This is a genomic window from Shewanella dokdonensis (assembly GCF_018394335.1).
GTDB classification, from domain to species: Bacteria; Pseudomonadota; Gammaproteobacteria; order Enterobacterales; family Shewanellaceae; genus Shewanella; species Shewanella dokdonensis.
Genome location: NZ_CP074572.1, coordinates 1041424 through 1056331 on the forward strand (window position 1 = coordinate 1041424; position 14908 = coordinate 1056331).

The 14908-nt window shown below is 50.7% G+C and carries 11 protein-coding genes and 6 pseudogenes; 11 read left to right on the forward strand and 6 right to left on the reverse strand.

Annotated features, from left to right (window positions below; genetic code table 11):
• Positions 1–11: 11 nt before the first annotated feature.
• The 4 genes from hrpB to KHX94_RS21720 all read right to left on the reverse strand — a co-directional run bounded on the left by hrpB (position 12) and on the right by KHX94_RS21720 (position 4329).
• A complete protein-coding gene (hrpB, locus tag KHX94_RS04980; protein ID WP_213682605.1) occupies positions 12–2549 on the reverse strand; it encodes an ATP-dependent helicase HrpB in 2538 nt (845 codons plus the stop codon).
• Positions 2550–2670: 121 nt separating this feature from the next.
• Positions 2671–3378: a hypothetical protein gene (locus KHX94_RS04985; protein WP_213682606.1), complete on the reverse strand. Its 708-nt coding sequence runs from the start codon at positions 3376–3378 to the stop codon at positions 2671–2673.
• Between the two features lie 410 nt (positions 3379–3788).
• On the reverse strand, positions 3789–4058 hold the full coding sequence (locus tag KHX94_RS04990) for an MmyB family transcriptional regulator (RefSeq protein ID WP_213682607.1): 270 nt from the start codon (positions 4056–4058) through the stop codon (positions 3789–3791).
• Positions 4024–4329: a helix-turn-helix domain-containing protein gene (locus tag KHX94_RS21720; RefSeq protein WP_425314040.1), complete on the reverse strand. Its 306-nt coding sequence runs from the start codon at positions 4327–4329 to the stop codon at positions 4024–4026. The genes KHX94_RS04990 and KHX94_RS21720 overlap by 35 nt, the downstream gene beginning before the upstream one ends.
• A gap of 147 nt (positions 4330–4476) precedes the next feature.
• On the opposite strand from KHX94_RS21720, the pseudogene KHX94_RS21395 reads away from it, so the two are divergent.
• From KHX94_RS21395 to thpR, 3 genes and pseudogenes are all read left to right on the forward strand, one after another.
• Positions 4477–4922: pseudogene (locus tag KHX94_RS21395) on the forward strand (MFS transporter).
• Complete coding sequence (locus KHX94_RS05005; protein ID WP_213682609.1) at positions 4898–5752, forward strand: MFS transporter; 855 nt, start codon at positions 4898–4900, stop codon at positions 5750–5752. The pseudogene KHX94_RS21395 and the gene KHX94_RS05005 overlap by 25 nt, the downstream one beginning before the upstream one ends.
• An 11-nt stretch (positions 5753–5763) precedes the next feature.
• The gene (gene thpR / locus KHX94_RS05010) at positions 5764–6291 is read left to right on the forward strand and encodes an RNA 2',3'-cyclic phosphodiesterase (protein ID WP_213682610.1); all 528 of its coding nucleotides are present in this window, start codon (positions 5764–5766) and stop codon (positions 6289–6291) included.
• A gap of 9 nt (positions 6292–6300) precedes the next feature.
• On the opposite strand, the gene KHX94_RS05015 is transcribed toward thpR, so the two are convergent.
• Together KHX94_RS05015 and pepB are read right to left on the reverse strand one after the other, a co-directional pair.
• Entirely contained in the window at positions 6301–6762 is a 462-nt protein-coding gene (locus tag KHX94_RS05015; protein WP_213682611.1) for a GNAT family N-acetyltransferase, read from the reverse strand.
• Positions 6763–6832: 70 nt separating this feature from the next.
• Positions 6833–8109 (reverse strand): annotated as a pseudogene (gene pepB, locus KHX94_RS05020) (aminopeptidase PepB).
• Positions 8110–8274: 165 nt separating this feature from the next.
• On the opposite strand from pepB, the pseudogene sfsA reads away from it, so the two are divergent.
• The 8 genes and pseudogenes from sfsA (at position 8275) to KHX94_RS05060 (ending at position 14889) form a co-directional block, all read left to right on the forward strand.
• Positions 8275–8993 (forward strand): annotated as a pseudogene (gene sfsA / locus KHX94_RS05025) (DNA/RNA nuclease SfsA).
• Positions 8994–9145: 152 nt separating this feature from the next.
• Entirely contained in the window at positions 9146–9589 is a 444-nt protein-coding gene (dksA, locus tag KHX94_RS05030) for an RNA polymerase-binding protein DksA (protein WP_133039812.1), read from the forward strand.
• A 57-nt stretch (positions 9590–9646) separates the two neighbouring features.
• A pseudogene (gluQRS, locus tag KHX94_RS05035) lies at positions 9647–10554 on the forward strand (tRNA glutamyl-Q(34) synthetase GluQRS).
• Positions 10555–10710: 156 nt separating this feature from the next.
• Positions 10711–12020 (forward strand): annotated as a pseudogene (gene pcnB / locus KHX94_RS05040) (polynucleotide adenylyltransferase PcnB).
• A gap of 1 nt (position 12021) precedes the next feature.
• Positions 12022–12494: pseudogene (gene folK / locus KHX94_RS05045) on the forward strand (2-amino-4-hydroxy-6-hydroxymethyldihydropteridine diphosphokinase); the annotation flags it as partial.
• Between the two features lie 89 nt (positions 12495–12583).
• A complete protein-coding gene (gene panB / locus KHX94_RS05050; RefSeq protein WP_213682612.1) occupies positions 12584–13378 on the forward strand; it encodes a 3-methyl-2-oxobutanoate hydroxymethyltransferase in 795 nt (264 codons plus the stop codon).
• A gap of 23 nt (positions 13379–13401) precedes the next feature.
• Positions 13402–14247, forward strand: a complete 846-nt coding sequence (gene panC, locus KHX94_RS05055; RefSeq protein WP_213682613.1) for a pantoate--beta-alanine ligase — start codon at positions 13402–13404, stop codon at positions 14245–14247.
• Between the two features lie 105 nt (positions 14248–14352).
• Positions 14353–14889 (forward strand): DUF4124 domain-containing protein, encoded by a 537-nt coding sequence (locus KHX94_RS05060; protein ID WP_213682614.1) that lies wholly within the window; start codon positions 14353–14355, stop codon positions 14887–14889.
• Positions 14890–14908: the final 19 nt, after the last annotated feature.

Sequence of the window (14908 nt, forward strand, 5' to 3'; positions counted from 1 at the left end):
ATAATTCCACATCAGGACGGCTTAGCCTCCGTTCTTTTCTTGGTATATTTGGTCGGCAAGGTATTGGCGGGATCATCCGGCCATAAGTGTTTAGGGTAACGACCGCGCATCTCTTTTTTGACTTCGGTGTACGGCCCTTGCCAGAAACTGGCAAGATCGGCTGTCAGCGCCAAAGGTCTGTGCGCCGGAGACAACAGCTCCATGGTGATCACCAGTTTACCTTGCAGTAACCGCGGACTGTCAGACATGCCTAACGCTTCTTGCAGCCGCACACTTAATAATGCCCGGCCACTTTCGTCATAGCGGATTGGCGCCCGAGTACCGGTTGCCATCGGCCAATGCGTGGGTAACCACTCATCCAATTGCTGCCGCGCCTGCCAAGATAAACAATTCAGTAGCAGCGAATAAATATCCAAAGTTGCCAATTGTTTGAGTTGCGATACATCGTCCAGATACGGTGCTAACCATTGCTCAAGCGATGTTAATAGCGCCGTGTCACTCATCTCGGGGAACTGGGTTGGATCTGTCGATTGTGCAAGCCGCAACCTGAACTGTAACTGTCTGACGCGATCATCCATATTTAACAGGCTGAGGCTACGCTGCCTGATCAGTGCCAGCAAGGCTTTGCACTTAAGTGCATTATCTAATTGTGGCAGTGGTTCGCGTTTTAAAATCAGCTTGCCTAAACGGCGTTGCCGCTCCGCCAGAAAGCGGCCTTTACTGTCATCCCATCCCGCTTCGTCCTGCCACTGACAAAGAAATGCCAATTCATTATCTAGCAGTGCGGCGGGCAGCATTGTTGCCAGATAAACCCGGCCGCTGCTACGTCCTTCCTGTTCTTGAAAATCGGCAACGACCAGCCAATCAGCACTCGCTAGCGCAGCATCGCGTTCCAGAGTCACGCCGGTGCCATTAGCCAAAACGAACCCGGCGGCGCCACGCGCCTTAGCAATTCTATCTGGAAACGCTAGTGCCAACAGCAATGCCACATCATGATAATTGACCGCCTTGAGATAACTGGCAGGCTCTTCGGCTAACTGACAACGACGCAACCATTGTTTGGCCTGTTTGACTTCAGGCCCTCGCAGCAGTTGCGGTAATTGATCCAGCACATCGCACCCAGAACCGCGACTGCGAGCTTCCAATAAGGCCGCCAATAGACAAGCAAGACCCAGTAACTGTTTATCGGCATTATCGGCCACCAGAGCACTCGCCTTCACCACCATATGGGCTAAACGTGGCGATGTGGCACCAAATTGGTAAGCGGCACGTCCATGCTCGGTCAATTTGTGCTGGGCATCAACCAATTCCAATGCCTGCAACAGTTCCCAGGCAACGGCCTCATTCGCCTCATTCGCCGGTGTCAACAAAGGCAATTGCGCTAAGGATTTCACTCCCCAATTCGCCGCTTCGAAGACCATAGGGAGCAGCTCACCGGTGAGAATTTCTGGATCATCCGCCGCGGCTAAGCGCCCCTGTTCTTCCTGCGACCACAAACGCATACAGAATCCCGCGGCTACTCGCCCGGCGCGCCCGGCACGTTGCTGCGCCGATGCCTGACTGATCCGTTTTAGTCCCAGCCGGGTCACCCCCGTACGCGGATTAAAACTCGCCTGACGCCGATAGCCACTGTCCACCACCATAGTGATCCCTTCGATGGTAAGGCTGGACTCTGCCACATTAGTCGACAGTACCAGTTTGCGCTTTCCAGCCATTGGCGGCGCAATAGCCGCATCTTGCAACGCCGCAGGTAAATCACCATACATCAGATAAAGCTGTATATCGTCAGGCAAACGCGCAGTGAGATACTCCTGTAACTTGAGGATCTCGGCGCGTCCAGGCAGAAATGCCAGCATCGACCCCAAACGCTGCACGTCATTGAGTTCAGGCACATCAGTGCCATTGAACATGGCGACAATGGTTTTGCCCATATGGCTAAGCCATGCTGGCAAAGCACTGCGTTCTTGCTGATGACCAGATACCGCCCGGTAACCGATGGTGATAGGGAAGCTCCGACCTTCGCTCGTTAACGTGCAAGCATCCGGCAGCAACTGTGCCAATGGCACGCCTTGCAAAGTCGCCGACATGGCTAGAATTTTAAGATCATCTCTGACAGAAGTTTGCACTTCCAGTGCCAGTGCCAGCCCCAAATCAGTGGTGAGATGGCGTTCGTGGATCTCATCAAAGATCACCATGGCCACACCGTCAAGCGTGGGATCTTGCTGGATCATCCTGGTCAAAATACCTTCAGTGATGATCTCCAGCTTGGTATTACGGCTAACATGTGTTTCACCGCGAACCCGATACCCTACCGTTTGCCCCAGCGGCTGCTGCCGACAACGCGCCAGATATGCCGCAATACTGCGCGCCGCCACACGCCGAGGCTCCAGCATCAATATCCGACCGTTAATTTCCGGCCAGTCGAGCAGCGCCAACGGTAGTGCCGTAGACTTCCCCGCACCGGTTGGTGCTTGTAGAATAATCCGATTTACGGATGCCAGCGCTTGCCGCAATTCTGGCAGTAGGCTGTTGATGGGTAACGCGTCCAAATTTACTTTTCTGCCGATAAAAAACTGGCGACAGTGTACCGATTTTCAACGCATCTGGCTAACCGCAACAGGTAGCGGCAGTTACGAGCATTATCCAAATTGTTCCGCGTGGTTGCGTTTGTTATACATTTTTACCACTCAGCAGTTTTACTTCCAATTGTGCATTAATGTCGGACACCTTACACTGCATCGTAATATCACTAATGTCACCAATGTTTAATATCAGAGGGTCAGTTCCTGCAACACCTGTATCAAATGAAAATCTATATTCTTTTTGGTGCTTGTATTCATCTCGCTTTCTAAAAATAGATTCAACTTCTGAGAAAGAGCCATTGAAGCTAGTAGGGTCGTAATACTCAACCAACCCAGCATTAAGCCCATAATTATTGGAACTTACTGCTGCTTTAACACGCTCAATAAATTTAGTTACATTGGTGACTATGACGGCGTACTCGCCAAGTTTCTCACATTCTTCAGGAATTGAGATTTGTTCCTTAAAATCTTCTATCGTTTCTTCAGAAATCTTGTCGAACTCACCACTATGAGCTGCATAAATACAAAAGACATTTAGGTAATCATGCCAGTTCATCTGAGTCATTACTGGACCAGCAAGATCGGTGATAACTCTGCCATTGATTTCTAGCCGTATTTGATCAGGTTGATGCCAGCCAACAACACCTTCGTGTCTATCACCACGATTAGCTGATTCGTTTTCTTCATATTTTCTAAAAAAAGAAAGCCTATTTGCGAATAATTTTCCTTTTATGAAATCTTCAGCATATTCTTGCTTATCAAATACTTTCACGAAGAAAAATATAGTTCTACTCACCCTAGCTCCTTATGATGCATAACAACAGTAACAGCCAAGTAATTGGTTATTGAAACAGCTTCGCTAAGCGCTGGAAATCATGTTCAGTTTGTGGATGGTAAAGATTTAAACGGCTACTGCTGTCGCCACTAAAATTCCACCAGATCTTTTTTATCAATGTGATAGGGCCAAGTAGGGCGTGCTGATGAGTAAAGCAAAGGTCTTCCGGTGCTAGCACATTATTGCCAGTCCACGCACTTTCAAAGACGGCAGAGCTTGCGCGAAAATACTCAACTTTTTCTTTAACGCCTCATCGGCAGGATATTTAGCCAAGGAGTCGCGCAAGAATCCGGCCATCCGCTTAATCTGTTGGTTAAGTTGTGCCTCGGTCTGAATACTTACCATTTGTTGCCACAGCTTGTGATTCATCGTTAAGTACAGATAATTTCTTTCTTGCGCGGGAGTTGCGCCACCGCCAGCCCGGCCATCACATCAAACGCTTCATTGGTGGCAATAATATCAAGGCGAGCATTAATCAATAATGCCGGTAGCGGCGTTAACTGCCGCATCAGTTGCTTTGTTTCTGGCACCAGTTGTTGGCAAACTTTGTGAGCACATGGATTGCGTAGTGAACATAAATTACTCAGATATTCATGCTCTGACGGGTTAAGCTGTAAAGCCTGACTCAGGGCAGACAACACTTGAGGAGATCCCCGCGGCTTGCCCTCGTTCAATTTTGCTATACCAAACGGTACTAATACCGCTCAGTTCAGCCACATCTTCGCGTCGTAGTCCGCGAGTTCTGGAGCGCTTAGGCTGGGGTAAACCAACCATAGCAGGAGCAATCTGTTCTCGTTTAGCCCGCAGAAACTCGCCTATCAATCTCTGATTATCGACCATGTTTGCCCTATACAATTTATACGTGTCTAACGTGTTACTTTCACACGTTTTAGCCCTTCCCATAATGTCCATTTTTCATTGATTAAGAAAAGTGGATATCAATTCATGAGCAGGACACCGCAACATAATACACTATCCGTAACCGGATTAATGGCGCTGGTCATCGGGCAATTATTACCACAAATAGACTTTTCTATTGTAAATGTTGCCTTAGAAGTTATGGGGCAAAGTCTACATACCAACGCCGCGGGGTTGGTCTTAATTGTGTCGCTGTATGGTTTGAGTTTTGCTGCGCTGATAACAACTGGGGCACGGCTAGGCAATCGCTATGGCCGCAAAAAGTTTTTCTCATCGGCGTTGCTGGCTTTTGCATCGCATCTGCCGTGTGTGGTATAGCCACGGGGCTCATGTCAATGCTGCTGGGGCGCTGGTTTCAAGGGGTCTTTGCCGCCCTGTTGTTACCGCAAATTTTGGCGACGATTCATGCCACGCTGGAGGGAGAACCCCATCGGCGTGCCGTAGGAATTTATACCGCCGTGGCCGGATTAGCAGTGGTGATTGGGCAGGTTCTGGGCGGCTGGTTAGTTTCCGCTAATTTGTGGGATTTAAGCTGGAGAGTGGCCTTTTTATCAACATCCCTTTGTGTGTTCTCATTCTGCTGGTAGGAAGCCGCGTAATTCCTGAGACGCAAGCAGAAACAGCACAACCGATGGATATCGGTGGTATCTGCTGGTTTGTAAGCAGTTTGTCATTGTTACTCGTTCCCGTGACTTTAGGGCGTGAGTGGCCGTATTTGTGGTGGCTTATCATAGGGGTGTTACCGTCTGCATACTTGCTATGGCGATTTGAAAGCGCGCAGGAAAAGTCTGGCCGCTTTCCCATATTGCCACCGTCTTTATTCAAGAAACCGCTTGTGGTGCATGGTTTTATCAGTGAAGCAACCGTGACCTTTACCTATCCTGGTTATTTATTTGTCACGGCCTTATGTCTGCAAAATGCTTTTGGGTTTTCACCCCGTCAATCAGGCAACACCTTTATTGCTCTTGGAATGCTGTTTTTCCTAGGCTCACTCCTGAGTAAGCCACTGAGCAATAAGCTGGGAGATACCACTAGCTATCTCATCGGCGCGCTGTTCACTGTGGTAGGTTTTAGCATCACCATCATGTTGATTCAAAATAACCCGCAGGAATTATCCTATTATCAGTTATGGTGTGGCACTGGCGCGGTAGGATTAGGCAATGCCCTTATGTTAACCAGCGCTTTTCGAATTACGCTGGTAAGTGTCGACAAACAGCATGCCGGCGAGGCAAGCAGCGCACTGGTGACAATCCAACAAGGTTGCTTTGCATTAGGCACTGCATTTGCTGGCAGTGTGTATGCTGCCATGTCATCCCATGGCTATTCCGCCATTACATTAACGCTAGCGTTATTATCGATTCTACTTATGAGCGTTGGTGGCATAAATGCCTGGTACACCTACCGCAGAGCACGATAAAAGGAGCCTGTTTGAACGACGTTAACCAGCGCTTATTTTTGGGGTTTTCCCTTGAAAAGCAACAACAGCAAGCGTTAGGCGTGTTACAGCAAACCTGCTTAAACGCTTGTATCGGCGCGCGAATGGTGAAGGCAAGCAACCTACATATGACGCTGGTGTTTCTCGGGCAGACACCAGCCACCATCAAGCAACCATTATTACAGCAGGTGCCACAATTGCCGCTGCGGCGATTTACTGTCATGTTGGATAAACTAGCACTGTGGTCGAAACCGCAGATTTTATGTCTGACAGGTGAGGCAGATGAACCGCTGCTAACGCTGGCAAATGCGGCGGCCAATTTATCTGAACAACTCGGTTTGGCCCCTAAAGAGCACAGTTACCGGCCACACATCACTTTGTTGAGGAAAGCCAAGCATCTGCCCCAATCGCTGCCGCCTACAGCGCTGCAATTGACTCCAACGACCTTAAATCTTTATCACTCGCTCAGCAGCACATCAGGGGTAGAATATCGAGTTTTGCAACGTTGGCCGTTACCGTAATAGATACCGCTACAGGGTTTTCGCCATCAACACACAATCCAAGATAATCCCTTTGGGTGAGTGATAACGACTATGTCCCAATGATTGCCAACCGCAGCGCTGGTAAAAAAGCACCGCATTCAGTGAAGACTCCAGCGACAATTGGCGGATATTGCAGGTAACGGCCAGTTGCTCCAGATGCTGCAACATCAAGCGGCCATAGCCTTTTCCCATGGTATTAGGCCTGACAAACAGCGCCTCGATTTTACGGTTTGGGATATCCAGCATGCCACATGCCAGTATCTCGTCATGCTGTTCTAGTAAGTAGAATGCCCCCGATACCATCTGTTCAAAGCCTGGCGGCATCACGCCTTCGCTCCAGCGTGATAGCACCGCTGGTGAATAATGACCCCGACAACCGACCACAATCGCCTGATGACGCAGTTCCCATAACGCTTCAGCATCATGCTCGTTAGCGGCACGTATCGGCATCTATTCTCCCATGCTCATTCTGTTGATAAAAAAGGCCGCCATCTAGGCGGCCCGTGCTGCCGTACAGGCTTTAATCCATAAGCATTTCGGCAATGGTTAACATGCCGTGTGTGGTTGCACCTGCGGCCCATAATGAACCGGCATCATCTTCAAATGCGGCGGCCAGATCGATATGCAGCCAAGGGATATCTTTACCGACAAAACGCCATAAAAACGCGGCGGCGTTAGAGGCGCCACCGGCACCACCACCTTTGACCGGCCGACTGTTGGCGGTGTCAGCGTAGGCCGAAGGACACATCTCTTTATGCCAAGGCTCTAACGGCAATGGCCAGACATGTTCCGCCACGCTTTGCGCTTTTTCTTCGGCAAACTGCAACATGGCTTTCTGTGGTGAAAAAATAGCGTTGTAATTGCTGCTAACCGCCATAACCGCCGCGCCAGTGAGTGTCGCAGCATCAATGATCAGTCCGGCTTTCGCTTCAGTGGCCGCTTGCAAACCATCCGCCAGCACCAGTCGGCCTTCAGCATCGGTGTTGACCACTTCAACCGTAGTACCGTTCTTGTAGGTGATAATGTCGCCGAGCTTATAGGCATGACCACTCACTAAGTTTTCGGCACAGCACAGGAAGAGTTTTACCCGTTTATTGAGGCCACGCTGAATAGCCAGCCCCAACGCTGCGGCAACAGTCGCGGCACCGCCCATGTCAGCTTTCATCCCCAGCATGCCTTGAGAACTTTTCAGGCTGTAACCACCAGAATCAAAAGTGATCCCTTTACCAACCAACGCCGCCGCCACGGGTGCATCCGCACCTGCCGGATTGTAGTCCAGCTCCAACATGGCTGGGGCGCGCTCACTGCCACGCCCTACGGCGTAAATGCCAGCCCATTGCTGTGCCAGTAGTTCTTCACCTTCAATGATCCGATAGCTGATACGGGCACCGCCTAACTGCTGTAACCATGCCGCCGCGGCCAGCGCCAGTTTCACTGGCGACAGATTTTCGGGTGTTTCGTTGATAAGCTGCCGCGCAAACTGGCTGCAAGCAGCGCGTAGTTGCAGTTCCTGCTGCTCTTGTTCGCTGCCACTCCAATGAATAACATGACCGCCTTTGGCAGTCACAAATCCTTGATGAAAGGCCCATTGGCTATTGATGTCCCACAGTTGCCCTTCCAGCTTGACGTTACTCACCCCTGATTACGCAGTTTACGGGCGGCTTTCTGCACACCCCGTAACGGCATCTCTGCCGGCAGGTGGATCAATGCGCTATCTCCAGCAAAACTCAACTCAGTCTTGCCCCATACGGCAGCAGCAGCCTGATCGGTCAGCACCACCTTCATTACCTGATCCATAACTTTTCCTTTTAACAGTTGGTATCAGCAGATACCTGTGGCTATCAGTGTATAGCATTGTGCCAAGGCGCTAAAGTTATCCCGATAGCGGTATTTGTGAGAAAGCATAAACCCTGCTAGGCTGTGGCGTTTCTATCTTTAGGCTGTGGTAGAGGGGTTAGCGATATGAAGTTCAACCCACCGTTGCAATCGGCAGTCTTGTTGCAACGCTATAAGCGGTTTTTAGCTGATGTACAGTTGGCCGATGGTAGTGAAACGACCTTGCATTGTCCCAACACAGGTTCAATGAAGAATTGCCAGTTTCCGGGAGAACCTGTGTGGTATTCGCTGTCTGACAATGCCAAGCGTAAATACCCTGGCACCTGGGAGCTGATGCAAAATCCGCAAGGACAGTTGATCGGCGTTAATACTGGCCGCGCTAACGCACTGGTTGAAGAAGGTATCCGTCAAGGGGTGATTGCTGAACTACAGGGCTATCAATCCTTGCGCCGAGAAGTGCGTTACGGTGTAGAAAATAGTCGTATTGACATCTTTCTGAGTGATGGTGAGCTGCCTGACTGTTATGTGGAAGTCAAGAACACCACGCTGCTAGAAGGGGATTGTGGTTATTTTCCAGACGCAGTCACCACTCGCGGACAAAAACATCTGCGAGAATTGATGGCAGTAGTGGAAAAAGGTCAACGGGGAGTGTTAATGTTCCTCGTCCAGCATACAGGCATCAAAAGGTGGCCGCAGCGCGGCATATTGACCCAGATTATGCGGATTTACTTGTACAGGCAGTAGCGCATGGCGTTGAAGTACTGGTTTATGCCACAGCCCTGAGTCCAGAGGTGTTTCAGGTAGAAAAGCGCTTGCCCTTCCTGGAAGGAAAACAGGAAAAATAACGTAAAAGTTTGCTCTAAAGGAAATTAGCAGACATATTCAAATATATGATCACCGATTTTTGGAAATGTTTGCCTAGGTAAATAGATTCTGCTATAGATAGCGGCCGTTCGCAAAAACGCCCTATGACGCAAATTGAAACAGGAGATGCGTTATGCCTGAAGGCACTAAAACACTTGGTGTACTCGCTATCGCTGGTCTGAGTCCTTATCAGGAACAACCTGGTGAGGAATACATGAACCCTCAACAGTTGGCTCACTTCAGAGCCATTCTGGAAGCCTGGCGTAAACAGCTGCGTCACGAAGTTGATCGTACCGTAACGCACATGCAGGACGAAGCGGCTAACTTTCCTGATCCAGTGGACAGAGCCGCGCAGGAAGAAGAGTTCAGTCTCGAGCTGCGAGCCCGTGATCGTGAGCGTAAACTGATCAAGAAAATTGAGAAGACGCTGAAGAAGATCGAAGACGATGATTTCGGCTTTTGCGAATCTTGTGGGGTTGAGATCGGTATCCGCCGTCTGGAAGCTCGTCCTACGGCTGATCTGTGTATCGACTGCAAGACACTCGCTGAAATCAAAGAAAAACAGATGGCAGGCTAATCCCTGCCCTAACCGCGGGGTATTGTACCCCGCGTTGATGTTGCCGTTGCTCAAGATATGAATATCACCACCAGCCCGGTCTACGTCGGACGCTTTGCGCCCTCCCCTCTGGCCCCCTGCATTTTGGTTCTCTGATTGCCGCTCTCGGTAGTTTTCTGCGTGCTAAGTCCTGTCACGGTAAATGGTTGCTACGTATTGAAGATATTGATCCGCCACGAGAAGTAGAAGGTGCGGCTGACGATATTCGTCGCACACTGGAGATCTACGGATTGCATTGGGACGATAAGGTGTTGTACCAGAGCCAGCGCTTCAATGCTTATCAAGCCTGTATCGATCAATTACTGGCGCAGGGCGATGCCTATTTTTGCCAATGCAGCCGCAAAACCATTCAGGAGCAGATGCACGGGCTCTACAATGGTCACTGTCGGCGGTTAGCACTCAATGAAGGCGCAGTGCGGATATATAACCGGCAGCAGATAGCCAGCTTTGATGATCTGCTGCTGGGCAACATTCAGGTGGATGCCGACTTTGCTAGCGAAGATTTTGCGATTCAACGCAGCGATGGCCTGTATGCGTATCAACTGGCGGTGGTGCTGGATGATGCTTATCAGGGGGTGACCGAAATAGTGCGTGGTGCCGACCTGTTAGAAGCCAGTTGCCGCCAGCTCAGTTTATACCGGCAACTCAATTTGCCCTTGCCACAATTTATGCACCTACCGCTGGCGACACTCAAACCCGGCTTTAAACTCTCGAAACAGAACCATGCCGAGGCGCTGGATAAAAAGCAGCCGCATATAGCCTTACAACAGGCATTGGCCTTTCTCGGACAAGCGCCAGTCACAGATGACACGCCCAACCGCATGCTGGCACAAGCGGTGGCACAGTTCGATCTACAGCAGATCCCCAGACAAACCGAGATCCTCATCGGCAACCGATATACTCATCCCCCGCTAATTGGTATATGATAGCCGCCAGTTTTGTTCCCCAACTTTGTGATCAGATTTCAGAGGTGCCCTATTTTTCGCCGTATCACACAGTTCTGTAAGCAGTTGTTTGACGATGGCCCAGCTGCCAAACTTCCTGAAGAAGCCGATACAGACACCACACTAAGCCTAGAGATCATCCCCCGCGATGGTCATAGCATCTCTCGCAAGCAGATCAGCGACAATGCGCTGAAAGTGCTCTACCGCCTGCATAAATCTGGCTATCAGGCCTATCTGGTGGGTGGTGGTGTACGCGATCTGTTGCTGGGACTAGAGCCAAAAGATTTTGACGTGGTCACCAATGCCACCCCGGAAGACATCAAAAAACTGTTTCGTAATTGCCGATTAGTAGGGCGTCGTTTCCGCTTGGCGCATATTGTCTTTGGCCGCGACGTTATCGAAGTCGCCACCTTCCGCGGTCATCACGGTGAAAGCAACGAGGCCATCTCCAAGGTTAATGCCGCGGGTCGACTGCTGCGTGACAATGTTTACGGTGATATCGATCAAGATGCAGAACGCCGAGATTTCACCGTCAACGCCTTGTATTACAGCATCGAAGATTACAGTATCCGCAGTTATGGTGGTGGTTTGCATGACCTCAAAAACCGTACCCTGCGGCTGATTGGCGATCCAGAAACCCGCTACCGCGAAGATCCAGTGCGGATGCTGCGCGCCGTGCGCTTTGCCGGCAAATTGGGGATGCAGATTGAAGCGCATACCGCCGCTCCCATCAAAAATCTGGCAGGACTGCTGAAAGATATTCCGGCAGCGCGCATGTATGAAGAGATACTGAAGCTGTTTTTTGCTGGAAAAGCCGGGCAAAACCTGCGACTAATGCGCGAATATCAGTTGTTTGAGCCGTTATTTCCCTTGGTGGAAGCGCAACTGCGAGACGATCCGAAAGGGCCCGCAATGCGAATGCTGACCGAAGTGATGCATAACACTGACGCCCGCATCAACGAAGATAAACCGGTGACACCGGCTTATTTCTTTGCCGCGCTGTTGTGGTATCCGTTGCAATCGCGGGCTCAGGATATTGCCTCAGAAAGCGGTTTAACAAGCTATGATGCCTTTTATGCCGCCATGGGCGATGTGCTGGAACAACAGTGCCAGAGCATCAGTATTCCACGACGCTTTAGCACTCCGGCTCGCGATATCTGGCAATTACAGCTGCGTTTTGAACGTTCTAAGGGGGCCGCGCCTTCAAGCTGCTGGAACATCCTAAGTTCCGCGCCGCCTATGACTTGCTATTGATGCGCGCCAATGCCGAAGGCGGTAACCTCGCCAAACTAGCTGCCTGGTGGCAACAGTTTGTGGATGCTGATGATGAACAGCGCCGTGAACTGGCAAGCGGAGGCAATAAAGGCAACCAACGTAATCGTAATGCCAGCCAACGTCGCCGTCGGCCGCGCCGCAAAGCGGAAAATAGCCCAGAGGCAGCAGAATAAAATGCCACGGGTCTATGTGGCATTAGGTGCCAATCTAGCCGAGCCCAAACAACAGTTGGATCAGGCAACAGCTGCGCTGGCTGAATTGGCCAGCGGGCATAGCTTGCGGGTGTCAACCTACTATCGCAGCGCGCCTATGGGCGATGTGCCACAGCCGGAATATCTTAATGCCGTTGCCAGTTTTGACACTGACCTAGCACCTATCGCGCTGCTGGATGCCTTACAAGCCATAGAGGTAGCACAAGGACGAACCCGAGAGGTGCGTTGGGGGCCGCGCACACTGGATTTAGACCTGCTGCTATATGGCACACAGATCATCGATTTACCCCGCCTGCAAGTGCCGCATTACGGTATGCAACAACGGGCATTTGTGCTGATACCTTTAGCAGAACTTTCCCCCGCTTACAGCTGCCATGTGGTACATTAATCAGCGATTTGATCGACGCTGACATGCAGCGTGCGGTGCAACCATTGCCCCCACCTGAACCAACGTCACAAGCCATTGCCAGATGTTGGCGGATGGCATATAACTCAGTTCACCCACGTGTTTGGAAGATAAGCTTATGTCCAAAGTCACTATCGCCACGCTGCTCAAATACAAACAGGAAGGCAAAAAATTTGCCTCACTCACCGCTTATGATGCCAGCTTTGCCAAAGCCTTTGATGAACAAGGCATTGACGTTGTGCTGGTTGGCGATTCTCTGGGTATGGTGCTGCAAGGGCAAGACGATACCTTACCCGTTACCCTGGAAGATATGTGTTACCACACCCGTTGCGTTCGCCGTGGCATCAGTCGGGCATTGCTGGTAGCCGATTTGCCATTTATGGCTTACGCCACACCAGAACAGGCGTTGACCAATTGTGCCAAAGTGATGCAAGCGGGTGCCGCCATGGTAAAACTCGAAGGCGGCCACTGGTTGATGCCTACCGTGCGAATGCTCACTGAACGCGGTATTCCGGTATGTGCGCATATCGGCCTGACCCCACAATCCGTGCACGTGTTTGGCGGTTTTAAGATTCAGGGGCGCGACGAAGATAACGCTAAGCGCATTCTTGACGAAGCAAAGGGCTTTGAAGCCGCCGGAGCACAGTTACTGGTGCTGGAATGCATCCCGGCAACGCTGGCAAAAGCCGTGACCGAAGCCGTGCAAATCCCGGTGATTGGTATTGGTGCAGGCAAAGACACCGATGGACAAATTCTGGTAATGCACGATGTGCTGGGTATTTCTTCCGGCTATATTCCTAAGTTCTCCAAAAATTACCTGAAGCAAACTGGCGATATCCGCGCGGCAATCAGCGCCTATATTGAGGAAGTACAGCAGGGACAATTCCCCGCTGCTGAGCATACATTCAACTGAACACCTTTTGGATCATTACGTAAATGTTAACAACCGCTAAGATAGAGGAAATCCGTGCCCGGATTAAAACCTGGAAAAACAAAGGTGAAAGTGTTGCCTTTGTGCCCACCATGGGGAACCTGCACGCGGGCCATATCAGTTTGATCACCGAAGGCAAACGCCGCGCTGATCATGTCGTTGCCTCAATCTTCGTCAACCCGATGCAGTTCGGGCCGAATGAAGATCTCGACGGCTATCCAAGAACATTGGAAGCCGACCAGCAGAAACTAGTAGAAGCTGGCTGCGAATTGCTATTTTTGCCAACGCCGGAGATCATCTATCCTCGCGGCCTTTCCGTGCAAACGTTTGTTGAAGTGCCTGGGATCTCAGCACAGCTGTGTGGCGCAACCCGTCCCGGCCACTTCCGCGGTGCCGCAACAATTGTGTGTAAACTGTTCAACATAGTCCAACCCGATATTGCCTTGTTTGGCCGCAAAGACTACCAGCAGTTGCAGATTATCCGCACTATGGTTGAAGACTTGTCACTGCCAGTGGAAGTGATGGGCGTTGATACCGTGCGGGAATCTTCCGGCCTAGCGCTGAGTAGCCGTAATGGTTATCTCACCGCAGAAGAGCGCGCCAAAGCGCCAGCGCTGAAAAGGACCTTAGATGATCTGGCTGAGGCTATCAAGGCTGGCAATCCGGTTGATAGTGCCATCGACAGCGCTAAAGCAGCGCTCCAGGCCGCAGGATTAACCCCAGATTATCTTGAACTCCGCCAAGCACAGACATTGGCGCCAGCAACAGCACAAGACAAGGAATTAGTACTCCTTGCCGCAGTCTATCTTGGCAAAGCCCGCCTGATCGACAATCTGGTGTTTAATCGTTAACACAGTGCCACCAGTTGCGGCACCTTGACTGCAACTGGTGGAAACGCGTCCCTTCACCCCATCTGTGCTACCGCCAAAAACTGGCCTATTGCAACAAATTGCGTCATGCTTATTAACATTGTAAATTTGGCTGACGCGACAATGCTAGCAACTTATCGGTGGGGTTTATTTGGCTTATTGTTGTGCGCTAGCATCGGAGTAAATGCGGCCGACAGTAAGCTCATTTATAAATGTACGACCCAAGAGCAAGTGATTTTCAGTCAGCAACCCTGCCCACCCGATTACACCCAGCATCAACTCGAATACCATTACGGACTCGCCACTGAAACCGCATCTCAGGCGCCCAATAATGATCCGCTGCTCAAGATCCTGGCACGCAAAGATCTCACCGAAGCACAGTTGCGGCGTTGGCTCGAAACCGAAATTTATCGGTTACAGCAGGAACACAGCTACCTAGAAATATTGCGCACCGGAGAGCTACAAAAACTGCAACGAGAGAGTTATTGGGAACATGTTGCCGCCTCAGCCCCGGCGTTTTTACAAAAGCAGCGTAAAATCAACCAGCATTACGACGGCTTACAGCAAAATAACCAGCAACAGCTAACACGGCTACAAGAATACAAATTACAACTGGCGGAATAAGGCTCGTCCCTGAGCCAGA